General features: G+C 71.1%; 28 protein-coding genes. 7 read left to right on the plus strand and 21 right to left on the minus strand.

The window, feature by feature from the left end:
- Nucleotides 1-43 precede the first annotated feature (43 nt).
- Nucleotides 44-1,006: a zinc-binding dehydrogenase gene (locus tag ACFWGJ_RS05525; protein WP_387321294.1), complete on the minus strand. Its 963-nt coding sequence runs from the start codon at nt 1,004-1,006 to the stop codon at nt 44-46.
- Between the two features lie 110 nt (nt 1,007-1,116).
- Here ACFWGJ_RS05525 and ACFWGJ_RS05530 point away from each other — a divergent pair, with 110 nt between their 5' ends.
- On the plus strand, nt 1,117-1,749 hold the full coding sequence (locus ACFWGJ_RS05530) for a TetR/AcrR family transcriptional regulator (RefSeq protein ID WP_387321265.1): 633 nt from the start codon (nt 1,117-1,119) through the stop codon (nt 1,747-1,749).
- Between the two features lie 31 nt (nt 1,750-1,780).
- Here ACFWGJ_RS05530 and ACFWGJ_RS05535 read toward each other — a convergent pair whose 3' ends face one another.
- From ACFWGJ_RS05535 to ACFWGJ_RS05545, 3 genes are all read right to left on the minus strand, one after another.
- On the minus strand, nt 1,781-2,896 hold the full coding sequence (locus ACFWGJ_RS05535) for a DNA alkylation repair protein (protein ID WP_387321266.1): 1,116 nt from the start codon (nt 2,894-2,896) through the stop codon (nt 1,781-1,783).
- Nucleotides 2,897-3,044: 148 nt separating this feature from the next.
- A complete protein-coding gene (locus tag ACFWGJ_RS05540) occupies nt 3,045-4,049 on the minus strand; it encodes a helix-turn-helix transcriptional regulator (RefSeq protein WP_387321267.1) in 1,005 nt (334 codons plus the stop codon).
- Between the two features lie 77 nt (nt 4,050-4,126).
- Nucleotides 4,127-4,579, minus strand: coding sequence for an ATP-binding protein (locus ACFWGJ_RS05545; RefSeq protein ID WP_387321295.1), 453 nt, complete (start codon nt 4,577-4,579; stop codon nt 4,127-4,129).
- 72 nt (nt 4,580-4,651) lie between these two features.
- On the opposite strand from ACFWGJ_RS05545, the gene ACFWGJ_RS05550 reads away from it, so the two are divergent.
- Together ACFWGJ_RS05550 and ACFWGJ_RS05555 are read left to right on the plus strand one after the other, a co-directional pair.
- Nucleotides 4,652-5,128, plus strand: coding sequence for an STAS domain-containing protein (locus ACFWGJ_RS05550; protein ID WP_387321268.1), 477 nt, complete (start codon nt 4,652-4,654; stop codon nt 5,126-5,128).
- A 66-nt stretch (nt 5,129-5,194) separates the two neighbouring features.
- Nucleotides 5,195-6,373 (plus strand): epoxide hydrolase family protein, encoded by a 1,179-nt coding sequence (locus ACFWGJ_RS05555; RefSeq protein ID WP_387321269.1) that lies wholly within the window; start codon nt 5,195-5,197, stop codon nt 6,371-6,373.
- A 67-nt stretch (nt 6,374-6,440) separates the two neighbouring features.
- On the opposite strand, the gene ACFWGJ_RS05560 is transcribed toward ACFWGJ_RS05555, so the two are convergent.
- Nucleotides 6,441-7,907, minus strand: coding sequence for an NB-ARC domain-containing protein (locus ACFWGJ_RS05560; protein ID WP_387321271.1), 1,467 nt, complete (start codon nt 7,905-7,907; stop codon nt 6,441-6,443).
- Between the two features lie 320 nt (nt 7,908-8,227).
- On the opposite strand from ACFWGJ_RS05560, the gene ACFWGJ_RS05565 reads away from it, so the two are divergent.
- Nucleotides 8,228-8,563, plus strand: a complete 336-nt coding sequence (locus ACFWGJ_RS05565) for a YnfA family protein (RefSeq protein ID WP_387321272.1) — start codon at nt 8,228-8,230, stop codon at nt 8,561-8,563.
- Nucleotides 8,564-8,612: 49 nt separating this feature from the next.
- On the opposite strand, the gene ACFWGJ_RS05570 is transcribed toward ACFWGJ_RS05565, so the two are convergent.
- Together ACFWGJ_RS05570 and ACFWGJ_RS05575 are read right to left on the minus strand one after the other, a co-directional pair.
- A complete protein-coding gene (locus ACFWGJ_RS05570) occupies nt 8,613-9,116 on the minus strand; it encodes a nuclear transport factor 2 family protein (protein WP_387321273.1) in 504 nt (167 codons plus the stop codon).
- A gap of 11 nt (nt 9,117-9,127) precedes the next feature.
- Entirely contained in the window at nt 9,128-9,604 is a 477-nt protein-coding gene (locus ACFWGJ_RS05575) for a nuclear transport factor 2 family protein (protein ID WP_387321274.1), read from the minus strand.
- Nucleotides 9,605-9,836: 232 nt separating this feature from the next.
- Here ACFWGJ_RS05575 and ACFWGJ_RS05580 point away from each other — a divergent pair, with 232 nt between their 5' ends.
- The 3 genes from ACFWGJ_RS05580 to ACFWGJ_RS05590 all read left to right on the plus strand — a co-directional run bounded on the left by ACFWGJ_RS05580 (nt 9,837) and on the right by ACFWGJ_RS05590 (nt 11,510).
- Nucleotides 9,837-10,454 carry a TetR/AcrR family transcriptional regulator gene (locus ACFWGJ_RS05580; protein WP_387321276.1) on the plus strand — a complete coding sequence of 206 codons (618 nt, stop codon included), beginning with the start codon at nt 9,837-9,839 and terminating at the stop codon, nt 10,452-10,454.
- Nucleotides 10,455-10,652: 198 nt separating this feature from the next.
- The gene (locus ACFWGJ_RS05585; protein ID WP_210885926.1) at nt 10,653-11,120 is read left to right on the plus strand and encodes a cupin domain-containing protein; all 468 of its coding nucleotides are present in this window, start codon (nt 10,653-10,655) and stop codon (nt 11,118-11,120) included.
- 15 nt (nt 11,121-11,135) lie between these two features.
- Nucleotides 11,136-11,510, plus strand: coding sequence for a nuclear transport factor 2 family protein (locus tag ACFWGJ_RS05590; RefSeq protein WP_387321277.1), 375 nt, complete (start codon nt 11,136-11,138; stop codon nt 11,508-11,510).
- Nucleotides 11,511-11,552: 42 nt separating this feature from the next.
- On the opposite strand, the gene ACFWGJ_RS05595 is transcribed toward ACFWGJ_RS05590, so the two are convergent.
- The 14 genes from ACFWGJ_RS05595 to ACFWGJ_RS05660 form a co-directional block, all read right to left on the minus strand.
- Nucleotides 11,553-11,933, minus strand: coding sequence for a VOC family protein (locus ACFWGJ_RS05595; RefSeq protein WP_387321278.1), 381 nt, complete (start codon nt 11,931-11,933; stop codon nt 11,553-11,555).
- A 38-nt stretch (nt 11,934-11,971) separates the two neighbouring features.
- Nucleotides 11,972-12,340, minus strand: coding sequence for a hypothetical protein (locus ACFWGJ_RS05600; protein ID WP_387321279.1), 369 nt, complete (start codon nt 12,338-12,340; stop codon nt 11,972-11,974).
- 78 nt (nt 12,341-12,418) lie between these two features.
- Nucleotides 12,419-12,730, minus strand: a complete 312-nt coding sequence (locus ACFWGJ_RS05605) for a hypothetical protein (protein ID WP_387321280.1) — start codon at nt 12,728-12,730, stop codon at nt 12,419-12,421.
- Between the two features lie 59 nt (nt 12,731-12,789).
- Nucleotides 12,790-13,845 (minus strand): aldo/keto reductase, encoded by a 1,056-nt coding sequence (locus ACFWGJ_RS05610; protein ID WP_387321281.1) that lies wholly within the window; start codon nt 13,843-13,845, stop codon nt 12,790-12,792.
- Between the two features lie 68 nt (nt 13,846-13,913).
- A complete protein-coding gene (locus tag ACFWGJ_RS05615) occupies nt 13,914-14,771 on the minus strand; it encodes a helix-turn-helix transcriptional regulator (RefSeq protein WP_387321296.1) in 858 nt (285 codons plus the stop codon).
- A gap of 3 nt (nt 14,772-14,774) precedes the next feature.
- Nucleotides 14,775-15,215, minus strand: a complete 441-nt coding sequence (locus ACFWGJ_RS05620) for a nuclear transport factor 2 family protein (protein ID WP_387321282.1) — start codon at nt 15,213-15,215, stop codon at nt 14,775-14,777.
- A gap of 173 nt (nt 15,216-15,388) precedes the next feature.
- A complete protein-coding gene (locus tag ACFWGJ_RS05625) occupies nt 15,389-16,417 on the minus strand; it encodes a saccharopine dehydrogenase family protein (protein WP_387321283.1) in 1,029 nt (342 codons plus the stop codon).
- 175 nt (nt 16,418-16,592) lie between these two features.
- The gene (locus ACFWGJ_RS05630; protein WP_387321284.1) at nt 16,593-17,429 is read right to left on the minus strand and encodes a helix-turn-helix transcriptional regulator; all 837 of its coding nucleotides are present in this window, start codon (nt 17,427-17,429) and stop codon (nt 16,593-16,595) included.
- A 160-nt stretch (nt 17,430-17,589) separates the two neighbouring features.
- Complete coding sequence (locus ACFWGJ_RS05635; protein WP_387321297.1) at nt 17,590-18,786, minus strand: MFS transporter; 1,197 nt, start codon at nt 18,784-18,786, stop codon at nt 17,590-17,592.
- Between the two features lie 149 nt (nt 18,787-18,935).
- Complete coding sequence (locus ACFWGJ_RS05640) at nt 18,936-20,087, minus strand: DUF475 domain-containing protein (protein WP_387321285.1); 1,152 nt, start codon at nt 20,085-20,087, stop codon at nt 18,936-18,938.
- Between the two features lie 261 nt (nt 20,088-20,348).
- Complete coding sequence (locus ACFWGJ_RS05645) at nt 20,349-22,049, minus strand: alpha-amylase family protein (protein ID WP_387321286.1); 1,701 nt, start codon at nt 22,047-22,049, stop codon at nt 20,349-20,351.
- On the minus strand, nt 22,040-23,044 hold the full coding sequence (locus ACFWGJ_RS05650; protein ID WP_387321287.1) for a TIGR03885 family FMN-dependent LLM class oxidoreductase: 1,005 nt from the start codon (nt 23,042-23,044) through the stop codon (nt 22,040-22,042). Before ACFWGJ_RS05650 ends, ACFWGJ_RS05645 begins: the two co-directional genes overlap by 10 nt.
- A gap of 148 nt (nt 23,045-23,192) precedes the next feature.
- Nucleotides 23,193-24,554, minus strand: coding sequence for an NAD(P)/FAD-dependent oxidoreductase (locus ACFWGJ_RS05655; protein WP_387321288.1), 1,362 nt, complete (start codon nt 24,552-24,554; stop codon nt 23,193-23,195).
- 196 nt (nt 24,555-24,750) lie between these two features.
- Nucleotides 24,751-25,689, minus strand: a complete 939-nt coding sequence (locus tag ACFWGJ_RS05660) for an SGNH/GDSL hydrolase family protein (protein WP_387321289.1) — start codon at nt 25,687-25,689, stop codon at nt 24,751-24,753.
- Between the last annotated feature and the right edge of the window lie 396 nt (nt 25,690-26,085).

A 26,085-nucleotide genomic window follows, 5' to 3' on the forward strand; every position in this document is an offset into this window, starting at 1 on the left:
CGGCCGCGGAGAGGGCTGGGCTGCGGAGAGGGCCGGGAGAGCGCTACGGGGTCAGCACGATCCGGCCGAGGACCTCGCCGTCGTCCATCTTCCGGTGGGCCAGTACGGCCTGGTCCAGCGGCAGCAGTTCGTGCACGACGGCCTCCAGTTCGCCGCGCCCGGCCGCGGCGAACTGTTCGCCCCGTACGGCATGCCGGTCGGCCGGGGTGACGGTGTCCGCGCTGAAGGTGGCGAAGGACAGCGACTTGCGGAACGAGGCCAGCATCCTCGTACCGAAGTCCGCCGGTGGTTGGCCCGCCACGACGCCGACGGCGACCATGCGGCCGTTGGGGTTGAGTCTGTCGAAGAAGGACGGCAGGTCGGCGCCGGCGACGACGTCGATGATGACGTCGTAGCCCGCCGGGGCGTCCTGGCCGCCCTCGCCGGAGCGGTCCAGCACATGGGTCGCGCCCAACTGGCGCAGCCGCGTGCCGCGTTCGGCAGACGAGGTGGTGACCGCCACCGCGGCGGCACCGCCCCTGGCCGCCAACTGGACGGCCATGACGCCGATGCCGCCGGCCGCGCCGCGCACCAGGACCGCCTCGCCGGGGGTGAAACGGGCGTGCGCCAGTGCGTAGTGGGCGACGACTCCTGAGGTGCCGAGCGTCACCGCGTCGGCGGCGGAGAGGTCCTCGGGGAGGGCGAGGATCTCCCCCACCGGCACGACGGCCTGTTCGACATAACCGCCGCCCGTGCCCGTGAACCCCCACACCCGTCGGCCGATCCATGAGGGGTCGACGCCGTCGCCCACCGCGCTGACCGTGCCGGCCACCTCGTTGCCGGGGACATGCCCCTCCTGGAAACCGTAGGCGGCCAGAGCACCGCTGCGGATCACGGTGTCGACACCGCCGACGCCCACCGCCTCCGCGTCGATCACCACTTCTCCGGCGGCCGGTACGGGTGTGGGCAGGTCGACCTCGGTCAGCCCCTCGGGGCCTCCGTAGGTACGGATCTCGATCGCCTTCAATGTCGTCTCCACGTGCTCGGACCGGTGTGCCGCACCCCGATGACCTGGGCGGCTGCTTTCTCTGCCGGACGCTAACGGACGCCCCCGTCCACTTGGGTAAAGTGAGAGCGGTGACCGATCATTTGCCTCACACCCTGCGGTCCGACGCCCTGGACAACCGCGAACGCATCCTCGACGCGGCCAGGCGGCTGTTCGCGGCCGAGGGCCTGGACGTACCGATGCGGGAGATCGCCCGCCGTGCCGCGGTGGGCCCCGCCACCCTGTACCGCCGCTTCCCGACCAAGCAGACACTGGTCACCGCGGTCTTCGCGGACCAGCTGCGCGCGTGCCGGGACATCGTCGACGAGGGGTGCGCCGACCCCGACCCCTGGCGGGGCTTCTGCCAGGTGATCGAGCGGGTCTGTGAACTGCACGCACGCGACCGGGGTTTCACCGAGGCCTTCATGTCCACGTTCCCGGGCACGACGGACGTGGACGCGGGCCGCGAGTACACGGTGACAGCGATCGCCGGACTGGCCCGGCGGGCCCAGGAGGCCGGGCGCCTGCGTGCCGACTTCGTCCTGGACGACCTCGTTCTGATGCTGATGGCCAACAAGGGGATCCACTCCGCCTCGACCGCCGCCCAGGTGACGGCCTCGCGGCGGTTCGCGGGATTCGTCATCCAGGCGTTCGAGGCCTGCCCCCGGCACGCGCCGCTGCCGCCGCCGGCCCGGCTGGCGTCCGGAGAGCCCGGTTACGTCTGACGGCACCCGGCAATGAGGTGCGGTGGGCCGCTCAGGGCGTGTCCGGGGCCGCCAGTTCGAAGTCGGCGCGGGGTGTCGTCACTCCGTTGATCTGGAGCGACACCGCGTGCGGCCCGGGGTGGTAGCGGCGCGTGGTGACGGGCCGGAACGAATGCTCCCGTACGAGGTCGATGCGTTCGTCCGGTGCGAGGGTGCGGGTGGTGAGCTTGAAGGTCTTGCCGGTCTGGCCGCCGTTGGCCTTGCGATGGTGCACGACGTAGTCGATCGTCAGCCGCGCCTGGACGTCCCCGGTGTTGCGGATCGAGGCGGTGAAGCGGACCGTGCCGCCGAACGGGACGACGTCCTCGTCCAGTCGGGGCCCTTCGACCTCCAGGGTCGCGGGAGGGAAACCGAGCAGTTCCAGTGCGCCGGGATGGCCGCGCTTGACCAGGGTGCGCAGCCCGTGGCGCACCAGGCGCTCTGTGGGGGCGTCGGGACTCTCCAGCCAGCGCCGGGCGGTGTCGACGACGGCCTCGGGATGGTCGCGGCTGAGGTCGTTGAGGTGGTTGGCGACCGAGCGGCGTACGTAGTCGCTCTCGTCGCGGTGGAGGGCGTCCAGGATGGGCACGGTCACCGCGGGACGGGCCAGGATGTCCGGGACCCGTACCGCCCAGGGAAGGTAGGGCCGAGTGCCTTCCGAGGCCAGTCTGCGCACGTCGGCGTCGGCCGATCCCGTCCAGTCGCCCATGATGATGCCGAGGGCCCGGTCGAGGTCGTGCCGCAGCAGGGTCCTGACGGCGAACTCCGCGGACAGCCGCCCGGTGAGACTCGCGAGCAGGTCCATCGCGTCGTCGAAGGCCGCCGTCCCGCCCTCCTGGACCGCGCGGGTGGCGAGCGCGCTGGTGACCGGCCAGATGAGCCAACCGGTGAACTGCGGCGCCTCGTCGCGGGCCGTACGTACGGTCCGGGCCAGCGCCGCGTAGTCACCCGGGAGATCCGCGAGCAGGGCGTCGCGCAGCAGATCGGCGCGCTCCCGCAGGGACAGCGGATCGATCAGCCCGGGCGCCGCACGCAGCGCCGTGAGTCCGGCCTTCGGAGCGGCCGTCCGAATGGCACGGGTGAGGCTGTCGACGGTGTGGCGGCCGATGAGTTCGTCGGCGAACGGCATGGCGGTCCCTCTGCTCGGACTGTCGGTCTGCGGGGCGGGGTGCGGCGGGCGGCGGTGGTCGTGGTGAGCTGCGTTCCAGGCTAGGAGCAGATCAGGACAGTGACGGTCCTGATCTCGTACCGGACGCTGCCGGAGCCCTCCTCGAACGTCACCTTTGCTCCTCCGGAAGGGGGCGAGAGGCCGGGTCACGGCCCTGACTGCCTGCCTGATTGCCGCGATACAGGGCGTCGAGCCGGGCGAGCAGTGCCTCGCGCACCGGCTCCGGGGACAGGATCTCCAGCGGTGTGCGCAGGCTCAGCAGGTAGCCGGCGAGCTGGTCGGGATCGGAGCCGCCGATGGTGATGACCGTCGCGTCCGGTCCGTCGGCCTCGTGGGTGGCGACGATGGGGGCCACCAGCCGGCGGGCGTCGTCGTAGGACAACGGGAGCCGGACCCGGGCGAAGAAGGGGTAGCCGGTACGGGTGATGGTGTCGGAGACCATCTGCGCGGCGTCCGGGGCGTCGGACAGCTCGACCACTTCTCCGCTGGACTCGACACCGACCACCCGGTCGACACGGAACGTCCGCCACGCCTCCCGGTCGACGTCACGGGCCACGAAGTACCAGTGCACGCCGGTATGGACCAGGCGGTGCGGATCGACACTCCGGACGGTGGTGGTGCCGTGCATGTCGCGGTACGTGAGAGTGGTGCGCTCGGACGCCCGGCACACCGAGGCCAGCAGCAACAGCACGTCCGCCGAAGCCTGGGGCGGCTCGCAGCGCGGGGTGTGCTCGACGGTGGCGTCCAGACCGGCCAGACGCTTCGCCATCCGGGTGGGCAGGATCTGCCGCAGTTTCAGCAGGGCCGACAGGGCTGCCGGATCGGCGCCGAGCGCCGCGCCGTGGGCTGCTTCCCGCAGTGCCACGGCCACGGCGAAGACCTCGTCGTCGTCGAGGTTCAGCGGAGGCATGCGGTTGCCCGCGCCGAAGCGGTAGCCGCCGCCCGGTCCCGGGATCGACTCGACGCCGTACCCCAGCTCACGCAGCCGGTCGATGTCCCGGCGCACGGTGCGCTCGGTGACGTCCAGTTGCCGTGCCAGTTCGGCGTTCGACCAGGTGGGCCTGCTCGACAGGAGGGACACCAGCCGCAGCAGCCGGGCGGAGGTAGCGATCACGGACCGACCTTAGCGAGGTGCGGGGGCGGGACGGACGGCCACGGCAGGGGCACGGCCGCTGTCGCTGTCGGGCACGGTCACTGTCGCGGGTCGGTCAGGGCGATGCGGGCCGTTATGCGTTTCCCGACCGGCTCACTGTCGATCTGCAGGTCCTGGGCCACCGCCTTGACGATCTCCAGGCCGTGCTGGCCGACCCTGCCCGCGTCGGCGGCATGCGCCTCGGGGACCGTCGGGTCGCTGTCCCACACGATGACGTCCACGGTCTCGGCCGTGACGCGAAGCTCCATCAGGACGGGGCCGGGAGCGTACTTGCAGGCATTGGTGACCAGTTCGCTGACCACCAGCTGCGTCAGATCCAGCACGCGGGCGGTCACGGACGAGTGGTGCTCGGTACGGACCTGTTCGAGGAAGGCCGCGGCGTGGTGGCGGGCCTCGGCGATGCATCCGTCGTCCCCGCCTATGGCGTAGCCGGTCTGCATCATGTGTCTGTCCGACCCTGTACAGCCGTCACCGTCGTCGTGGGATCCCACCGACATCGCCCTCATTCTCCGTTCACAGGCGCTCCGCTACCCGTCGTCACGTCATTCATGCATCGTACAAATGTGCTCTCCCGCACAGCTGTGTGGGTGCGGGAGCGGGAGCGTTCGGGCACAATGGCCGGGCATCTCGTGGCCCGGGACAAGTCCGGGCACCCGATCACAGTCGAGGAGACGGTGACCAACATTCAGAGCGTGGATCAGCCAGGCCGGCTCTCCGTCGAGCACTCCGCGATCGACGGCATCCGTGTCGTGACCGTGCGCGGCGAGATCGACCACACCGTCAAGGACATGCTCGGCAAGGCCCTGCTGCCGCCCGACGACGTGGCGCATCCGCGGACGGTGGTCGACCTCAGCGGTGTGACCTTCATGGACTCCAGCGGGATCAGCGTCTTCATCGGCGCGTACCAGGCTGTGAGCGACACCCAGGGCTGGCTGCGCATCGCCGGTGCGCAGGAGTCCGTGCTGCGGATCCTGCAGATCGTCGGGATGGACACGTTGATCAGTTGCCACCCCACCATTGAACAGGCTGTGCGCGCCTGAGCACCCGCTCGCGCCCGGGGTCCGCCTCGCACGCGTGCCCGGCGTGCCCCGGATAGCATGCGTGCCATGTCGGACGCATCGCCTCGGCCGGAGCCGTTCACGCCGTACACCGAGCCGTCCGCGCTCGACGACCTCCGTACGCGGTTGCGCGCGACACGCTGGCCGGACGCCCCCGAGGACGCCGGCTGGTCCCTCGGCACCGATGTCGGCTACCTCCGTGAACTCGTCGCCCACTGGACGGACACGTTCGACTGGCCGGCGCAGGAGGCCGCGCTCGCCCGGCTGCCCCGCTTCCGCGTCCGGCTCGGCGGCCTGGGCATCCACTTCGTGCACTCCCGGGCCGTCGCGCCGGCCGGCCCCGTACTGCCGCTGGTCCTCAGCCACGGCTGGCCGGACTCGTTCTGGCGCTACTCGAAGGTCGTCCCACTGCTGACCGACCCCGGCGCGCACGGCGCCGACCCCGCGGACGCGTTCGACGTGGTCGTGCCGGACATGCCGGGTTACGGCTACTCCGACCGTCCCTCCGGCCCGCCGCTCGACTCCGTCGGCGTCGCCGGTCTGTGGGCCGAGCTGATGGACGTCCTCGGCTACGCGCGGTTCGGTGCGGCGGGCGGGGACATCGGCAGCCACGTGAGCCGCTATCTCGCGCTCGACCACCCCGACCGGGTCGTGGCCGTCCACCGCATGGACGGCGGGCTGCCCGTCTTCACCGGCGACCCGGCCGAGCTCACGCCCGAGGAACGCGCCTGGTTCGCGGACGCCGCGGCCTGGGGCGCGAGCGAGGGCGCGTACGGCGCCGTGCACCGCACGAAGCCCCAGACCGCCGCCGCGGGACTCAACGACTCGCCGGCCGGGCTCGCCGCGTGGATCGTCGAGAAGCTGCGGGCGTGGAGCGACTGCGACGGCGAGGTCGAACGGAGCTTCACGAAGGACGAGATCCTCACGAACGTCACCCTCTACTGGCTCACGGGGACGATCGGCTCGTCCATGCGCATGTACCACGCCAACGGCGCGCTCCCGCCCGAGCAGCTCACCCGCCGGGTGGAGGTGCCGTCCGGTTTCTCGCTCTTCCAGGGCGACATCGTCCGCCCGCCGAGAGCGTGGCTGGAACGCACGACGAACGCCGTGTACGTGAACGAGCCCGCGCGCGGTGGGCACTTCGCGCCGTTCGAGGAGCCCGAGCTGTACGCGGAGGAACTGCGGGCGTTCTTCCGGCCGTACCGGGCGGCGGCAGCGCAGAACTGAAGACGGCGGCAGCCACGGAGGCCGCAACTGCCGTGGATGCGCCGGCTGCCCGGCGTCGCGGACGCCGTCAGTCCGCCCACTGCGCGTCGGGCGGTGCAGCCGCGCGGGCGACGACCGTGTTCCGGGCGGCCGATCGCAGGGCGAACAGCCGGGTGAGCGGGTGGAAGCGGTAACGGCCCGGGGCGCGGGACTCCAGGAGCTGCACATCGACCAGCTGCTCCAGGATCACCTCGGTCGCCGACACCGCCGCACCGGTCGTCGCGGCCGCCTCCGTGACGGTCAGCTCGCCCTGTCCTGCCGCCAGCAGAGGCAGCGCGAGGGCCGCCGCGCGGCCGGTCGGCCCTCTGGCCAGCAGCTCCCGGTGGCCGGCGTCCAGGGCCGCGTGTATGTCCAGGTCCGCGAAGGACAGCTCCGCGAGGCGGCCCGCGGGATCGGCGAGCCGGTCGGCGAGCTCCCGTACCGGCCAGCGGGGGCGTGCCGCCAGACGGGCGCCCGCGATCCGCAGGGCCAGGGGCAGATGGCCGCAGTGGTGGGCGATCGTCTCGGCGGCGCCGCGTTCGGCGGACAGCCGCCCCGGACCCGCCCAGAGACCGAGGACCTCGACGGACGCAGGGGGTGCGAGGGGCGAGAGGTGGAGGTGGGCGGCGCCGTTGAGAGTGGCGAGGACCCCGAGGCTGGTGACGAGGACCGCGCAGCCGTGTGCCGCGGGCAGGAGCGGACGCACCTGGGCGGCGTCCAGCGCGTTGTCCAGGACGATCAGCATCCGTCGCTCGGTGAGCAGCGTGCGGTAGGCCGCCGCCGCGTCCGCCTCGTTGCCGGGGCAGGGCCTCGGCTCGCCGAGCGCGCCGAGGAACCGCCTCAGAACGGCGGCGGGCGGGACGGGACGCTCGTCGTGGTGCGCTCCCCGCAGGTCGGCGTAGAGCTGGCCGTCGGGGAAGCGCTCGCCGAGCCGGTGGGCCGCGTGCACCGCCAGCGCCGATTTGCCGACGCCTCCGGGGCCGTCGAGAGCGACCACGACGGGGCCGCTCCCCCGCTGCCCGGGACGCAGCACGTCGAGTGCGCGCAACTCCCCGCTCCGTCCCGGGAGTTCGGGGATGTCCGCGGGCAACTGGCGGGGAACGGGGACGAGAGCACCGGGGTCCTCCGTGCCGGGCGGGCCCGCGCGGCCGTGGGAAGCCGGAGCCAGGCGGGCACGGCGGGTCTCCTCCACCCGGTCGCGGGCCGTCGCCAGCTGCCGCAGCTCGTGGCCGGTGGCACCGAGCAGTTGGACCAGGGTGTCGAAACGGTCCGTCGGCGGCAGGGTCTTGCCGGCGAAGTAGTCGCCGATCACCCCGTGCGCCCAGCCGGTGCGCGCGGACAGCTGACGGTAGGTGGGCTGTGCGCCGCCGTCCCTGCGCGCGGCGCGTCTGCGCAACTGGCGCAGCAGCGCCGCCAGTTCCTCGGTCGTGTGCACGGCGTCGACCGGGCCGAGGCCCGCCGCCTGCCTCGGTTCCCCGTCCGCCGGATGTGCCGTCGCCCCCGGTCCGCCTGACATTCGTTCGCATCCTCCGCACCGGCGCGGGCGGGGCGAGCGCTGTGGGCGCCGCCCGGCCGTGGCCATCCGAACCCGTCCGGTGCCGCCCGATCTCCGGAACCGCTCCCGGGACGCGCGAGCATCCCGCTACCGCTCGGATCCCGCGATTCGGCGATCGGGCACCGCACCGGCTGTCACTACGGGGTTCGTGGAGTAACGCCCACCGGTTTGGTACGACTTCCCGCCGGATTCCGGACATCGGGTGGCGCATCGGGGGGCGGTCCCGGGCGCGACCGGGCGCTGCAGGTAGCGGCCGAGGTCCGCGGGTAGGGTCGGCCGTTATGACCGTAGCCCGCTCCGTCGCCCTGTTCGTCGTCGCCGCCCTCTTCGAGATCGGCGGCGCCTGGCTGGTGTGGCAGGGCGTGCGGGAGCACAAGGGCTGGATCTGGATCGGTGCCGGCGTCATCGCGCTCGGCCTCTACGGCGTGGTCGCCACTTTCCAGCCCGACGACAACTTCGGCCGCATCCTGGCCGCGTACGGCGGGGTCTTCGTCGCGGGTTCGATCGCCTGGGGCATGATCGCCGACGGCTACCGCCCCGACCGTTACGACGTCGTCGGCGCCCTGGTCTGCCTCGCGGGCATGGCGGTCATCATGTACGCGCCTCGCCCGCACTGACTCCGGACAGCCGCTGTCGCCCGGACGCCAGTTGTGGCCGGACACCTGCTCAGGCAGCGAGGAACACGTCCGGGCTGCCGGTCGTCCAGGTGATGCGCAGGGTGCGACGGGAGATGCGCCAGCCGTCGGGTGTACGCACGAGGTCGTCCTCGTAGATGCCACCGCTGTGGTAGTACTCGCCACCCCGGTGATGGTGGGCGACGATCTGCGTGGACGCGTGCGCTCCCGCGTCCGTGAACTCGACTTCCTGCGCGCCCAGCAGGTGCTGGGTCGCGTCGAGACCGGCGAACAACTGCCGGGCGCCCTCGGCGACGACACTGCCGCCGACCGTCACGCCGCTGAATGCCTCTCCTTCCGGCAGATAGGCGTCGAAGACGTTCCGCACCTCGGCGTCCTCGGTGAAGGCGGCGGCGACGCGGGCGAAGTCGCGACGGTCCAGGCCGAAGACATAGGCCGTGAGCAGACCACGGATCTCGTCACGGTCACGGACTCGGACCTGGTCACCGTCACCGTCACGGACTTGGACCTGGTCAGCAATGGTTGTGTCGCTCATGGGGTGTGTTCCTAGATCCCGGCGAGAACGGAGGGGTCGCCCTCGGTCCAGGCATTGTCGACGGTGAGGTGCTGGACGACCCATACCTCGCCCTGCCTGGCCAGCTCCACGTCGTACCGGTTGGTCATCAGGACGTGGCGCGAGTGGTCCGTACGGGGCAGGTGCTGGCACGCCATGATGCCTTCGAGGCGGGCGGTGTCGCCGTCGAGGCTCACCCGCGGGTTGCTCAACGAGTGCGTGGTGTCCAGGTGGCCGAGCGAGCCCAGCAGGGCCGTGGCGATGGTCTCCCCGCCCTTGATCGGCGGGTACTCCTGGCCGGCCTTCTTCGTGGCCGGACCGAAGTCTGCCACCGCGTCGTCCGCGAAGGCGGAGGCGAGCAGGTCCTTGTCGCGCAGGTCGAGACCTGCGGCGTAGCGGTAGAGGGTCTCCACCACGGCGAACTTGTCCTCGGTCGCCGTGGGAGAGGTGGGGCTGTCGGTGGTCGACATGATGCGTCCTTCGTCGGTGGGTTGTTGTTCCTTCACCGTAGACCACTAATTGACAGCTGTCGAATAGTGGTAGCGTCGAGAGCGAACCAGCCGAAGGAGTGTCGTGTACGAAGTGGAATCCAGTGCTGCAAAGGCGCCCGTCCGCCGTCCGCGGTCACGGGCGGGCCCCATGACCGCAGTCGAAGGCCGAGGGGGTGGGGCCTGTCGATGACCTGCGCAGTAGTGTGCGTGCATGGTGAGTGACCAGTCCCCGGCCGTCGAAGCGGATCCGCGCTTCACCCGCTCGCGACGGGCGATCGCGGACGCCCTGGCCGACCTCATGCAGCGGAAGCGGACAACTCCGTCGGTCTCCGCCCTGGCGGAAGCCGCCGGCATTCACCGCGCCACCTTCTACAACCACTTCGACTCGGTGGAAGAGGCCGCGGTGTACGTGATCGCGGATGATTTCCGCGCCCTCCACGACCTGAACATCAGCGACCGGCGGAGGGGCGGGGAGCCTGCCGAGGTGGCCGTGGCGACACTCAACGCGATGCTCGACACCCTCAAGCAGCGCAGAAGCCTCTTCCTGCTGGCTTCGACGTGGCGGTCGTCCAGCGGGCTGATGGGTATCGGCGACCTCCTCCTGGAACAGCTCCACGCTCTCCGGCGCGACCTCGGCATCGACGAGCGGGAGTCCGGGCCGCAGAACTCGGTCGAGGACGTCTACACGGCCTCCGGAGTGCACGGAGTCTTCTCGGCCGCCGTCGGAGGCAACACCGACTGCGACCCGGAGGAGATCGCGGTCCGCCTGTACGCACTGCTGCCCGACTGGATCCACCACCCACCGCAGCCGGCGACGACGACAGCCTGATCCGCCTTCCCGGCCCGTGCCGGGACGGCGAGCACGCTCGACGACATCACCCTGCCCCCTGTGCCGCACTGCGGCTTCTGAACCTCGACGCCCGGCATGACCGGCGTGCGGGCCGCGACGGGCCCGCACCGTCGGCGATCCGCCCTGCCCGCGGCCCCGAGCCGCGGCACGGGGCCGCGCGTCGCAAGGAGACCCACCATGAGCATTGCCCTCGTACGCAATCCGGGCGACGGCCAGGACTTCCGCTACTACGACAACGTCATCGAGCAGGTGGCGACGAACGCCGAGACCAGCGGCGCGGCCAGCGTCATGCGGCTCACCGTGGGCCGCGCGGACGCGCCCCCGCTGCACACCCACAGCCGCGAGGACGAGAGCTGGGTGGTCCTGTCGGGCCGCGTCCGGTTCTGGGTCGGCTCGACCTCACTGGCGGAGTGCGAGGTGCGGGACGCCGAGCCCGGCGCCTATGTCTACGTGTCCCGGCTGGTCCCGCACACCTTCCAGACGATCACGCCGACCGCGGAAGTCCTCGTCATCAACAACCCCGGGGCCATCGAAGGCCTCTTCCACACGGTCGGCCCCGCCGACGCACGGGAGGACGCCGAGCACACCGACCTCGCGGCGGACTACGGAATCGTCAACCACGACAACCCGCCCCCCGCCCAGTAAGGAAAACGGACCATCATGAGCTCGAACCTCAAAGACAGGGTCGTCAGCTATCTCCTCGCCCTGGAGAGGCCCGACTGGGAGACGGCGCGTGCCCTGTGCGCCGACACCGCCACCGTCTGGCACAACGACGGCAAGGGCGACGAGACCCTCGACGAGTACTTCGACGGGCTGAAGGGGCAGATCGGGTCCTATGAATCGGTCCGCTACGACATCCTCCGCCAGCTCTCGCAGCCGGGCGGGGTCCTCCAGCAGCACGTCGTGCACGTGACCGGGAAGGACGGCAGGCGCGGCGAGGTGCACGCCGCGGTCTACTTCGGCTTCGACGACGCCGGACTCATCAGCCGCATCGAGGCGTACGCGAACTACATCCCCGTCGGCCAGGACGGCTGAGGCGGCCACCGCGCGGCCCGCCGTCCCGGCCCGGACGCGGTCTCAGAGGGTGATGCAGAAGGGGTGCCCCGCGGGGTCCAGCAGGATGCGGCGCCGGTCGGGGAGCGGTTGCACCCCGGCCGTGACGGCTCCCAGAGCGACGAGCCGGGCCTCGGCCGCGTCCAGGTCGTCCACGCCCAGGTCGAGGTGGGCCTGCTTCGGTACGGAGGAGTCCGGCCAGGTGGGGCGGCGGTAGTCGTCCACGCGGTAGAAGCCCAGTCCTGGTGTGCCCTCGCGGCCCACCAGGACGAAGCCGTCGGTGGTCAGGGCGACGGGCAGGCCGAGTGCCTCGCTGTAGAAGCGTGCCAGCTCGACGGGGTCCGCGCAGTCGAAGGTGACGGCCAGATAGCGGACCGCTGGAACGGAATCGGTGTGAGAAGCCATCGGAGTACTCCTTTCGGTAGGTCGGTAGGTCGGGGGCCCTACGCGCCCATACCGCGCAGGGTCCGCTCCAGGCCGTCGCCGATACGGTCCATCGTGGCCGCGTACGCCTCCGGCATGTCGACGTCGAGCCGGTCGGCGAGCACGAAGACCCACCACAGGCACTCGGCCAGCTTGTGCCGCAGTTCGGCGTCCACGTCACCGTCGATGCCCCAGGTGCGCTCGGCGGCGAGGACCAGGCGTCCGACGTAGGCGGCGTCGTTGGTGAAGCCGATCGCGAGTTCCGGCAGGGTCCATGTCCTGCCCAGTACGTGCTGCTCGACCTGTTCGTACTGCGCCCGGACCTTGAGTGCCCTGTCGTCGGCCTCGGCGAGTCCGGCCCTGTCGTCGTGCGCTGGTGTCTCGTTCATCCCGGTGTCCTTCGAGTGATGGTGGGCGATGAGGTCCATCTGCCAACAAATGGGGACGTGTCCAGTAGGCAGACTCCATCACGCCAGGTGATGCAGTGCCGTGGTGAGCTGCCAGTCCACGCTGTCGTGGTCGATCGTGGCGTGGACGGGTGAGTCCGCCATCTCGCCGGTGATTCCGGCGGCACCGGCACGCGCGTGGGGCAGGCTGTCGTAGGCGACGATGTCGATGATCCGTCCGTCGTCGGTCCCGACGATGCGCCGCCACAGGAAGCCGGGCCGGCGCCTGAGATAGGCGTCGATGTCGGCGTTCGCCTTCACGAAGTCGTCGGCGGTGTGGCCCGCGGCCGGGCGCAGGGTGGTGATCTCAAGTGTCTCGGACAGGGTGGCCATGGTGTGTTCCGTTCTCGTGGCGTGGTGGGGCCGGTGGCCCATGGGGGGGGAGGGAGCGGTCAGCGGACGAAGGCCTTGGCAGCCAGGCCGTTGATCGTGGTGTCGCCCTGCTGGAAGCCGACCATGGACTCGATCATGTTGTGCGGGTAGTCGAGGACCGGCGCCGTGAGGGCGCTCAGCTCACCGATCTGCGCCTCGGTGAGCGTGACGTCGAGCGAGGCGAGGTTGGCGGCCAGTTGCTCCTGTGTACGGGCGCCGACGAGCGTTGATGTCACCTCGGACCTCTGGCGGACCCAGGCGAGCGCCACCGCGGCCACGGTCGTACCGAGGTCGTCGGCGATCGCCCGCAGGGCGTCGAGGAGGACGAAGGTGGATTCGCTCAGGTAGGCGGCCGCGTAGGCCGTGCGGCCGGAACCGGCCACCTCGGTGGCGGTGCGTGAGTACTTCCCGGACAGGACGCCGCTGGCCAGCGGGCTCCACGGCGTGATGCCGAGCCCGAAACGGCGGGCGGCGCCGAAGGTCTCGCCCTCGACGCTCCGGGCGAGCAGCGAGTACTCGACCTGCAGCGCGGCGACGGGCTCCCACTCACGCAGCCGGGCGGTCGTGGCGGCCTCCGCGACCCACCAGGCGGGCACGTTGGACAGGCCGATGGCGTTGATCTTTCCGGCACGGACCAGGTCGCTGAGGGTGGACAGGGTTTCCTCGACGGGGGTGTGCCGGTCCCACTGGTGCATCCAGTACAGGTCGATGTAGTCGGTGTTCAGGCGGCGCAGGGAGCCGTCGAGCTGGGTGCGGATCGCCTTGCGGCCGGCGCCGCCCGAGTTGGGGTCGTCAGCGTGCATGGTGCCACCGAACTTCGTCGCCAGGACGACACGGTCGCGGCGGCCGGGGCGCTGGGCGAAGTAGCGGCCCAGGGTCTCCTCGGAGGCGCCGCCGTTGTACATGTTGGCGGTGTCCACGAAGTTGCCGCCCGCGTCGAGATAGTGGTCCAGCAGCCCGAACGAGGTCTCCGGGCCGGAGCCCCAGCTGCCGTCGTCGAAGTTCATGGCGCCGAAGGCCAGCGGGCTGACCCGCAGACCGGAGCGGCCGAGGGTGCGGTACGAGGTGAGAGACATGATGTTCCTTCTTGGTTCTCGACATCGGTTCTGCCGTCGTGCGGCGCGGTTGCCGCTCGGCGTCGTGGTCACTGCTCGCCCAGGGCCGCCAGGTAGACGAGGGCTTCGGCGCTGCGGCTGCCCGGGGCGGGAGTGCCGATCAGCAGGTGCTGTCCCGGGGCGGCCGGCACACCGAGGACGCGGTACGTGAGCGCGACACGTCCGGCCGCGGGGTGGACGACGGTCCCGAACGCGCGCTCCAGGGAGGCTGCCGACCCGTCCTGCCACGCCGTTGTGAAACCGGCCGTCCCGGTGGACAGTTCGGCGACGAGGTCCGCGATCTCGACGTCTCCCGGCAGGCGGGCCGCGTTGAGGCGCAGTGCGTACAGGGAGGCGGTCACGGCCAGCTGCCACGCGGGGTAGTAGTTTCCGGCCTGCGTGTGGGTGAACAGGGCGCGGATCAGGTTCAGTTGTCGGCCGGCACCGGCCGGGCCGCCGTCGCCGGCGAGCGGCGACAGCAGTGCCCTCGCCTCCGCGTTGGCCGCCAGGACGTCGAACGACGGGCTCAGCGCGTAGGCCGCCGACGGGTGCGACGACTCCAGCAGGCGCAGCAGTTCGGGGTGTACGTGCTCGCGGGGGTCGTCGGGGCGCAGAGCGGGGTCGAGCCCGGCGAGACGGAACAGGTGGTTTCGCGCGTCCCGGTCCAGCCGGAGGGCCTTGGCCAGTGCTTCGACGATGCGGGGTGAGGGGTGTCGCTCCCTGCCCTGTTCGAGCCTGCCGTAGTGGTCGACGCTGACCTGCGACAGGACGGAGACTTCCTCCCGGCGCAGTCCTTCGACCCGTCGGTGCCGGCCGCCGGAGCCCAGACCGACGTCCGCGGGAGTCAGCTGTGACCGGTGGGCCCGCAGGAACTCCCCCAGGGCGTTGCCAGATGACTTCTCCGGCAGGTTTCAGGCGTCCTGCGGGGCCTTGAGGTGGTAGCGGGTGTCGCCGGTGAAGTCGATGGTGACCTCCCGTCGCGCGAAGAACCAGATGCCGTCGCGCCGCTCGAAGCGGTCGTGGTACCGGCCTCCCGCGACCATCTGCAGCGGCAGGAGACCGGGCACCGCCTGGAGGATGTTGTAGTACGAGCGTGCCTCGGCGCTGTCGTCGTCCTCGTCGACCTCGATCAGGATGTTCGTGGTGATGTGCCGGGTGCGCAGGGTCCCGTCGTCGTGCACGACGAGCATCGAGCCGATCAGCTCCTCGATGGCCTTGCCGCCGCGAAGGCTCACCTCGCCGGATACGAAGTCGGCGTTCTCGAAGAGTGCGCCGAACTTCTCGAAGTCGCCCTCGTCGACGAGGTGGGAGTAGCGGGCGATGAGGTTCTCGATCTGTCGGGCGCTCGACATCGGGGCAGTGGGGGACGGCATGGCGGTGGCCTTTCACCGGGTTCCGTTCGCCTCCGTCGGGCGAACACCGTCAGTCTGGTCGAGCGGCGCCCCACCAAGAAGGACGTGTCTGCCCAGGAGTCCCACACCCAGGCTGCGCCCGGTCGCCGGTCGGTACGGCCGGCTGCGGCTGCCTACAGGTCCTTGATGTGCGTGTCGCCGACGGCCAGGGCCAGCTCGGGCCCGTAGGCGGAGGAAGGTGACTGGAAGCCGGGTGTGAAGGAGCCGGCGAGCACACGGCGGGCGATCTCCACGGACGAGAGCTGGGTGAAGCGGTACCCCGTGGGTGTGTCGATCAGGGAGCGGACCACGGTACCGTCCCGGCCCGTCACCTCGGCGACGACCTTGCTGCGTCCCACCTCCCTCTCCCGCGCGGTCGGCCCGTCGGGCAGCGCCGAGAGGTCGAGGTCGACGGGAAGGGGCTGCCCGAGCTGTACGTACACCTCGATCGAGGGGATGCCCAGCGCGTAGTGACTGGTGATCAGGTCACCCATGGACACGGACACGGACTCCTCGGGGCCGTCGTCGTCGAAGTCGAAAAAGGCCACCTTGGGCTCCGGCAGCGCGACGATGTCCCCGTCGGTGCGGACCAGTGTGCCGAGGTCGCCGATGCCTTCGGTGGCGCTGGCGATGGACCCGCGGGAAAAGAGGTTCAGGCCCTCTGCCTCCTCGGGGGTGGCGCTGAGGAGCTTGAGGGCGAGGCGCAGGGTGGTGGGCTCGGCGACGCGTGCGGCGGCGTGGGCGGCCACGGAGTCACTGGGGACGACGTCCCAGCCGACGCCGGACATGACCATCACGCCGGCGGCCGTGGCCTCGGCGTGCCGGGAGCGCGCGGTGGCGAAGACGTCGTATTCGGCGGTGGTGTCGAGGTAGTGGACGCCCTGGCCGATGGAGGCGTCCATCAGTGGGCGTGCGGTGCGGTGGAAGGGGCCGGCGACGTTCAGGACGACGGTGATGTCGTCGAGCGCGGCACGTACAAGTGCGGGGTCGTCGAGCGTGAAGGCGCGGCTCTCGACGCCGAGTCGGTCGCCGAGCGCTTCGACGCGCTCCGGGTCGCGGCCGGCCACGACGACGTCGAGGCCCGACTCCTTGGCGTGCTCGGCGACGAGCCCTCCGGTGTATCCGGTGGCTCCGTAGACAAGCAGGCGGGGGGTGGCTGACATGATGCGCTCCCAAAGGGACCAGGTGGAGGGTGAGGACTGCGGACAAGGCCGGTCCGGGGCGGTGTCCCGCCCGGTGCTGTGTGCCTCGCGTCCAGGCTAGGAGCAGATCCGGACACCTACGGTCCTGGTTTCCCGGAGGTCGCTGCCCGGTCCACCTGGTCGTCACCGCCGCCCGTCAGGAACCGCTCCCCCGTTCGGCCGGGGCCAGGAGGGACTCGATCGCCAAGGCGCTCGCGCTGCCGGGTTCGGGCACACCGACCAGGAGCTGCTGCCCGGGAGCGTCGTGCACGTCGAAGGTCTGGTACGTCAGCTCGATGCGGCCTGCGCCGGGCAGCACGAACACCTTGTACGCGCGGGCCAGGTTCTCCACCTCGTTCTCCTGCCACAGGCGCCGGAAGTCCGGTGCCGTCCGCGACAGCTCGGACACCAGGCCGCCGATGGCGGGGTCGTCGGGGAAGCGGCCCGCGTGCAGCCGCAGGGCGTGCACCGTGGCGCGCGCCACGACGGCCCAGTCGACGAAGACCTCTCGCGCCCGCGGATGCTGGAACAGGACGCGGACCATGTTCGGCGTGCCCTCGAAGGGGGCGAGGAGCGCGGTGGCGACGGCGTTCTTCGCGAGTACGTCGAAGGCGGGGCTCAGGACGTAGGCGGCGGCCCCGGGGAAGGCGTCCAGGAGGTGCAGCAGCGAGGGATGGACCAGGTCGCGGCCCGCGGCGGAGGTGAGTGCGGGGTGCAGTCCGGCCAGCCGGAAGAGGTGGGTCCGCGCGTCCGGTGTCAGTCGCATCGCCCGGCCCACCGCGTCGACCACCTGCGGTGAGGGGTTGCGCTCACGCCCCTGTTCCAGGCGCGCGTAGTAGTCGGCGCTCACACCGGCCAGTACGGCCACCTCCTCCCGTCGCAGACCCGCGACCCTGCGGCTGCCGCCACCGGCGGGCAGGCCGACGTCGGTCGGTTCGGTGCGGGCGCGGTTCGCTCGCAGGAAGGCACCGAGTTCGTTCTGTGGCTGCTGCATCTACCGACCTACTGGTGGGGGGGAACGGCTGTCGTTTCTCTTGCGGTCCCGTCCAGTCTCGTCGAGGTCGGCACCGCGGGTCGAACCGGAGGTTCTGCCGGCGGCCCGCGGCTGCGCCCGTCGGCGGCGGGGGTGGCCCGTCGGTCCGCGCCGCCGGCCGTCAGGCACCAGGCACGCGGTGCTCAGGGATGTTCCGCACGGGCGTCCCGGCCTGCCGCGCGGCGACGGCCATGACCACGGCGGCGATCAGGGCGGTCCCCGCGCCGACGTACAGCGGGGCGGTGTAGCCGAGGCCCGCCGTGATGGCCAGGCCTCCGAGCCAGGCGCCGAGCGCGTTGCCGAGGTTGGACGCGGACACGTTGGCGCTCGCCGCCAGCGCCGCCCCGTGGGCGTGGTCGGTGACCCGGGTGATCATGCCGGGAACACCGGCGAAGCCGAACACCCCCATCAGGAACACCAGGACCACCGATGCGACGGCGCTGTGGGCCAGCAGACCGAACACGGCCAGGGTGACGGCGAGTCCGAGCAGGGTGAGCACCAGGGCGCGGTCGCGGTCCCGGTCGGCCGCTCGCCCGCCGGCGATGTTGCCGACGACCAGACCGACCCCGTACACCATCAGCAGCCAGGCGACGTCCGCCGAGGAGAAGCCGCCTACCTCGGTGAACGTGTACGCGATGTAGGTGAACGCGCCGAACATGCCGCCGTAGCCGAGTGCGGTGGCCGTCAGGGTCAGCCACACCTGCCAGGACCGGAACGCGCGGAGCTGGGCCCGTACCCCGCCCGTCGTCGCCGCGGCCGACCGTGTCTCCCGCGGGTCCGGCGGCACCAGGGCGAGGATGCCCGCGAGGGCGAGTACGCCGATCGCGGTGACCGACCAGAAGGCGGCGCGCCAGCCCCAGCGTTCGCCGACCAGGGCACCGAAGGGCACGCCCAGCACGTTCGCGACCGTCAGTCCGGCGAACATGACCGCCACCGCGCGGGACTTCCTCTCCGGGGCGACCAGAGCGCGCGCGACCAGCGAGCCGATGCCGAAGAACGAACCGTGGCACAGCGCCGCGACGATCCGCCCGAGCAGCATCACCTCGTAGTTCGGTGCGAGCGCGGAGAGCAGGTTGCCGACGACGAACAGTGCCACCAGACCGGCCAGCACCTCCTTGCGGGGCAGTCGGGCCGTCGCCGCGGTCAGCACCATCGCACCGACGGCGACACTGAGCGCGTACCCGGAGATCAGCCGGCCCGCCGCCGCCTCGGACACCGCGAGACCCGACGCCACCTGCGGCAGCAGACCGGCGATCAGGAACTCGGTCAGACCGATGCCGAACCCGCCGAGCGCCAGCGCGACGAGCCCGGCCGGCATCCCGGTACCCGTCGGCGGCCTCGTACCCGCCGGCGTCTTCGTGCCCGCCCGTGTGCCCGATCGACTCATGGCCCCACCCTCGCCGTCGCCGGCAGGGTGGGGCCATGGACAAAGGTCCTCGGTGACAGGACGGAAGTGTTGGCGGGGTCTCAGGAACCTGTCGAGGCCCCGGCCCGGTCCGGATCGGCCGGGTCCCCCGAGCCCTCCTCGGCGGCGAGTGCCTTGTTGCGGCGCACGGAGGACAGGAAGGACCAGCCGATCAGGACGACGCCGACGAGGCCGGTGATGACCTCGTTGATCTCGTACTGGATGGTGACGAGGAGGATGACGGACAGGGCGCCGATCGCGTAGTGCGCGCCGTGCTCCAGGTACACGTAGTCGTCGAGGGTGCCCTGGCGGACCAGGTAGACGGTCAGCGAACGGACGTACATCGCGCCGGTGCCAAGGCCCAGCGCCATCAGGACGATGTCGTTGGTGATGGCGAAGGCGCCGATCACGCCGTCGAAGGAGAAGGACGCGTCCAGCACTTCGAGGTAGAGGAACATGAAGAACGCGGCCTTGCCGGCCAGGGCGACCGCGGAGCGGGGTGTGCCGGTGCGTTCGGCCTCGCCCTGCTCCTCCTGCTCGCGTTCCTCGTCCTCCTCGATCCGGTTCTCGAAGTGACCCGAGAGACCGCCCACGATCATGTACGTGACCAGGCCCGCGATACCGGAGAGAAGGACCGTTTCCCCCTTGTCGGCGTGCGCGCCACCGTGCTGGTGGGCGTGGACCGCGAAGGTCAGGGAGGTGATGAGCAGGACGATCAGGGCGATGCAGACCGACAGCATGTCGACCTTGCCGAGCTTGGCAAGCGGGCGCTCCAGCCAGCCGAGCCATTTGATGTCGCGGTCCTCGAAGATGAAGTCGAGGAAGATCATCAGCAGGAAGATGCCACCGAAGGCGGCGATCGACGGGTGGGCGTCGGTGACCAGTTGCTGGTAGCGGTCCTTGTCCGTGAGGGCGAGGTCGACGGCCTCGATCGGGCCCATGGAGGCGCTGACCGCCACGATGACGACGGGGAAGACCAGCCGCATACCGAACACGGCGATGAGGACACCGACGGTGAGGAAGATCTTCTGCCAGAAGGCGTTCATCTTCTTCAGGATTCCGGCGTTGACGACCGCGTTGTCGAACGACAGGGAGATTTCGAGGATGGCGAGGATCGCCACGATGCCGAAGCCGGTCCACCCTCCGTAGAAGACCGCTGCGACCAGGGCGAGCGCGGTGACCGCGAACGACCAGCCGAAGGTTTTCAAAAGCACTGGTTACCCCATCGTGTGGTGGGGGGCCGTGGGCCCCGTTGCGCTGTTGTGTGGTGGGCGGTGTCCGCGTGGTGCGTGGGAGGTGACGGGCACGTCGATGGTACATACGGAGGCCTTGCGGTTCCTGCGGTGATTCGCGGAGGTTCCTGCGCTGATTCTCGGGTGCTCCGGCGGTGACGCGCGCCAGGGCCGGACCAAGGACCGGTCAGGAACGGGCCAGGGCCGGGCCGGGGTCCGATCAGGCCCCGGTCAGGACCGGACTCAGTCGGCCACCACCCGCTCGGGATCGTCCACCGGGGTGCCGACGCGCAGCCACCGGTAGCCGTAGGCGGGCAGTTCGACGCGGAACCGCCCGTCGTCGGACGCCGTGAGGCCGGCATGCCCCTCGTCGAGCAGATCGGTCAGCCGCCCGCCGGGCCCGGCCTCGGACAGCCGCAGCCGTACGGTGACCGGCTCGGCGGCGAAGTTGTGCACCGCCAGGACCGTCCCGTCGCCGGTGCGGCCGACGTGCGCGAGGACCGCCCGCTCCCCTGTGTCCACCAGGCCGTGTTCACCCCAGGCCAGTTCGGGTGCCTCCCGGTAGCGTTCGGCGAACAGCCGGATGCGGCTCAGCAGGGAGCCCGGATCACGGCTCTGCTCGTACACGTTGACCTGCCGGCAGCCGAACGCGCCCTCCACCAGCGGGTTGGGGAATGTTTCAGGCCGTGCGGTGGAGAAGCCCGCGCCCGCCTCCGGAGTCCACTGCATGGGCGTACGCACGGCCTGGCGACCCGCGGCCGACAGGTTCTCCCCCATGCCGATCTCCTCGCCGTAGAAGAGGACGGGGGTGCCCGGCAGGGTGAACAGCAGGCTGTAGGCGAGTTCGACGCGGCGCCGGTCGCCGTCGACCATGGGCGGCAGCCTGCGGCGCAGTCCCCGGTCGTACAGTTGCATGTCCTTCTCGGGGCCGAAGGACGCGAACACCTCCGCGCGTTCGGCGTCGCTCAGTTTGTCGAGGGTCAGCTCGTCGTGGTTGCGCACGAACGTGGCCCAGTGGGCGTCCCGCGGCGCCGCCGGGCGCTCGCGCAGCGCGGCGGCCAACGGTCCGGCGTCCTCGCGCGCCATGGACAGGTACATCTGCTGCATCGCGACGAAGTCGAAGCACATGGTCAGTTCGTCGCCGCGGTCCGAGTCGGGGTCGCCGAAGAACCGGGCGAGGCCGTCATAGGGCAGGTTGACCTCGCCGAGCAGGATCGACTCGCCGTTGCGGCGGCCGAGGAAGGCGCGGAGATCGGCGAGGTACTCGTGCGGGTCGGGCAGCGCTCCGGCGTCCGCCTGGCCGTCGGTCTCCAGCAGGAAGGGCACGGCGTCGACGCGGAAGCCGGACAGTCCGAGCCGGGTCCAGAAGCCCATGACGCGGGCTGTCTCGTCGCGGACCTCGGGGTTGGCGACGTTGAGGTCGGGCTGCTGCTTGTAGAACCGGTGCAGGTAGTACTGGCCGCTGCCCTGGTCGTACTCCCACAGGCTGTCCTCCGCGTCGGGGAAGACCACGCCCTCGGGGCCGTCCTCGGGCGGCTCGTCCGCCCAGACGTACCAGTCGCGGTGGGCGGAGTCCCGGCCTGAGCGGGCGTCCTTGAACCACGGGTGGTCCTCGGAGGTGTGGTTGACGACGAGGTCGGCGATCACCCGGATGCCGCGGTCCCGGGCGGTGCGGACGAACTCGGTGAAGTCTCCGAGGGTGCCCAGGCGCGGGTCGACGCCGTAGAAGTCCGTGATGTCGTATCCGTCGTCGCGTTCGCGGGTCGGATAGAACGGCATGAGCCATACGCAGGTCACCCCGAGGCGCACCAGATGGTCGATGCGCTGGGTGAGGCCCGCGAAGTCGCCGGTCCCGTCTCCGTTGCCGTCCTGGTACGTCTCGACGTCCAGGCAGTACACGACCGCGTTCTTCCACCACAGGTCGGAGGTACGGGTCAGACGCATCGGTACTCCTTCGCCGTGGCGGGCAGCGGGCGCGTCACGTCGAGCCGCGGCAGCACCTCGGCGGCGAACGCGTCGATGAACGGGCCCTGCGCGCGGCCGACGTGATGGAGCATCACGGCGTCGAAGCCCAGTTCGGCGTACTCCTGCAGCCAGGCGGTGTGCCGGCCGAGGTCGGAGGAGATGTTGACGCTCCCGGCCACCCGGTCGGGGGTGACGTGCTCACTGACGGCGTCGAACAGCTCCGCCGAGTCCAGGTCCCAACTGGCCGGGGGGCCATGCACGTTGGTGCGCCACTGGTCGTGCGCGAGCGCGGCGGCCTCCTCCTCGCCGGGCGCCCAGCTCAGGTGCACCTGGAGGTGCAGCGGGCCACGGCCGCCCGCGTCGCGGTAGGCGCCGACGATCGCGCGCAGTTGCTCCCTCGGGGCGTTGACCGTGATCAGGCCGTCGGCCCACTCGGCGCACCGGGCGGCGGTGGCCGTGCTGCAGGCGGCTCCGATCAGCGGCGGGACCTCGGCCGGCAGCGTCCACAACCGGGCCCGGTCGACGGTCACCAGGCCGTCGTGGCTGACCTCCTCCCCCTGGAGCAGTGCGCGGATGATGTCGACGCACTCGCGCAGCCGTGCGTTGCGGACGTCCTTGCGGGGCCAGCGCGCTCCGGTGATGTGCTCGTTCGAGGCCTCACCGCTGCCGAGCGCCACCCAGAACCTGGCCGGGTACATGGCGGCGAGGCTGGAGACGGCTTGGGCGACGATCGCGGGGTGGTAGCGCTGGCCCGGCGCGTTCACGACCCCGAACGGCACCTGTTCGGTGGCCTGGAGGGCGGCTCCGAGCCACGACCAGGCGAACCCGGACTCGCCCTGGCGGACGCTCCACGGGGAGAAGTGGTCCGAGCACATGGCGGCGGTGAAGCCCTTGCGTTCCGCGTGCACCACGGCGTCGAGCAGGTCCGCGGGCGGCACCTGTTCGTGCGAGGCGTGCAATCCGTAGACGGTCATGCCCCGGCGGGTACCCCTCGGAGGGTCCCTCACCGAAGTGATGGGCGCACGCCGTGAATTGGCGTGCGCCCCACCTCGGTACGCATCACGCGGCCCGTCTTCCGGGCCGCCTTCCGGGCCGCTTTCCGGCACCGCACGGACGTGCTCGTCACCCGGTCCCGGTGCGCTCCCGGATCTCCTCCGGCGTCAGATACGCGTTCGTGTACTCGAAGTCCCGCAGCGTCGCGGGCGTACGCGACTGGAATCCCGTACGGACGAAATCGTCGCCGGCCAGGGAGTTCAGCACCCAGTTCGTCGCCACCCGGGCCTTCGCCACGTTCGTGCGCAGCGCGCCCCAGTGGTAGCCGCGGGCGGCGATCAGGGCGGGCAGGCCGCGCAGCTCGATGCCGAGCGGCTTGGACACGGCGTCGAAGCCGCCGAGGTCGACGACGAGTCCCAGGTCCTTGTGGACGTACGGCGTCATCGGCTGCCCGCGCAGCGAGGCGATGACGTTGTCGGCGACGTGCTTGCCCTGGCGCATCGCGTGCTGGGCGGTCGGCGGGCAGACGGCGCCCTCCAGGTCCTTCGCCTCGTCCGGTACGGCGGCGGCGTCGCCGAGTGCGAAGACACCGTCGTGGCCGGGCAGGGACATCTCCGAGCTGACCGCGAGGCGCCCCTTGACCGTCTCGGCGCCCAGGGTCGCGATGAGCGGGCTGGCCGCGACTCCGGCGGTCCAGATGAGCGTGTGGGTGGGGATCACCCGGCCGTCGGTGAAGGTGACCTCTTCCGGGCCCGCCTTCTCGATGGACACACCGAGGGAGACCTCGATGCCGCGCCTGCGCAGGACCTGCAGGGCGCTGTTGCCCAGCTTGTCGCCCAGTTCGGGCATCAGCTTCGGCGCGATGTCGATCAGATGCCACTTGATCAGCTTCGGGTCGAGCCTCGGGTAGCGCTTGACGGCGTTGTGCGTCAGACGCTGCAGGCACGCGGCGGTCTCGGTACCGGCGTAGCCGCCGCCCACCACCACGAACTGGAGGCGGGCCGCCCGCTCGGCCTCGTCGTGGCTGGCGTCGGCGATGTCGAGCTGCGAGATCACATGGTCACGGACGTACGCGGCCTCGGCGAGCGTCTTCATCCCGCGGGCGTGGTCGACGAGGCCCGGGATGTCGAACGTACGGGTGACGCTGCCCGGTGCCAGCACGATCTGGTCGTAGCGCTCGTTGACGATCTCGCCGGTGATCTTGCGGACGACGCAGACCTTGGCCTTCACGTCCACGCCGATGGCACCGCCGGGAATGATGCGGGTGCGGTATTTGCGGCTGCGGCGCAGCGACACGGCGATCGACTGCGGGGTGAGCACCCCGGAGGCGACCTGCGGCAGGAGTGGCAGGTAGAGCTGGTAGGAGAACGGTGTCACCAGCGCCAGGTCGGCCTCGTCGGGTCCCAGTTTGCGCTCCAGGCGGCGGACGCACTCCACTCCCGCGAAGCCCGCTCCCACCACCAAGATCTTCGGTCGTACCACGATGTTCATCCCTTTCACCGGCCGCGTACTGTCGGGCTTCCCCCCACTCCCCTGTGCCCACGAGTCCCCTCATCGCACATGGTGATCCCTCAACAAGACGAGCCGACGTACCTCCCGCGACCGGCGAGTCGGCCCCGGGAGGGGGCGGGGGCGGACGGGAAGGAGGCGGGGGCGGACGGGAAAGGGGGCCGGAAAGGGGTGTCCGTCAGTGGCCGTGCCCCTTGCGCAGCTGCTTCAGGACGGCGCCCGCCATGGCCGCCTCGCCCTTGGCGTTCGGGTGGGCCGGGGCCGCGGGCGAGGCAGGCTGCAGGGGTTCGACCCAGCGGACCGCCGGAGCCTTGCACATGTCGTGGCCGATCGTGGGTCCGTACGTGTCGACGTACTCCGCGTGGTTCACCTTCGCCACCACGCGCATCATCAGGTTCAGGCGCTTGCCGGTGTCGCGCAGATAGGGGAAGTCCTTCGCCGCGAACGGTACCGAGGGGTAGCAGCCGCTGCCGTCCTCCGGCAGGAGATTCGGGTAGCCGACGACGAGCACGCGCGCGTGCGGCGCCCTGGCGTGCACGGCCCGCAGTACGGCGGCGAGCTTGGGGGCGGTGTCGAGGATCTTCAGCGTCAGCTGGTCGGCACCGGACGCCGTCGTGTAGTGACGCTGACACGGGTTCCCCGCGAGGTCCTGCGCGCTCAGTTGCGCGCAGGTGCCGATGATCGTGCCGAATCCGAAGTCGTTGCCGCCGATCTGGACGGTCACCAGGTCCGTGCCGCGCTGCAGGGCGTTGAGCTGCGGGGGGTTGGTGCCCTGGGCCTTCCACATGTGCTCGGTCGTGGCGCCGCCGCAGCTCACGTCCTTGAACGTGGACACTTTTCGCTCCGCGGCGACGAGTGAGGGGTAGTTGTGGTCGGAGCGTGCGCAGTTCGCGTCCACCTGATTCGGTATCAGCGGGCCTGAGGTGTACGAGTCGCCGAGGGCGGCGTAGTCCGTGCGTTTGCTGTGCCCGCCGCCGTGGCCGCCGCCCTGGCCACCGTGTGCCGCTGCGGGTGCGCCGGAGGCGATGACGAGGGCGCAGCCGGTGACGGCCGCGGCCAGGGCTGTCGCGCGGCGGCGGTTCGGGGCGGGGCTGTCGTACTGGGTGCGACGGTTCATCGGGCTTCCCCCTGGGTCCGGACGGCGCGCGTGACTGCCCTTGTATACCGGCCGGTTCGGTCCTGGGACCAGGGGTGGGAGGGCCTGGTGTTTCGCCTGCGGCACCGTCGTGGCCGTTCGCGCAGTTCCCCGCGCCCCTAAAAACGACAGCGCCGTCGTGGCTGGTCGCACCCTCAAACGATCGCGCCATCGTGGCTGGCCGCGCAGTTCCCCGCGCCCCTGAAAAACGGGGCTGCGCCCTGGCTTTTCGTCCCGGCGGTACCCAATCCGCGCGGTAGGCGACGACGGCGCCGTCGTCTTTAGGGGCGCGGGGAACTGCGCGGCCAGCCACGACCGCGCCGCACCCTCCGACCGGGCCGGGGCCGAGACAGACCGCGTCTCTCAGACGCCGAACTC

The organism is Streptomyces sp. NPDC060205 (assembly GCF_042728395.1).
Taxonomy (GTDB): Bacteria; Actinomycetota; Actinomycetes; order Streptomycetales; family Streptomycetaceae; genus Streptomyces.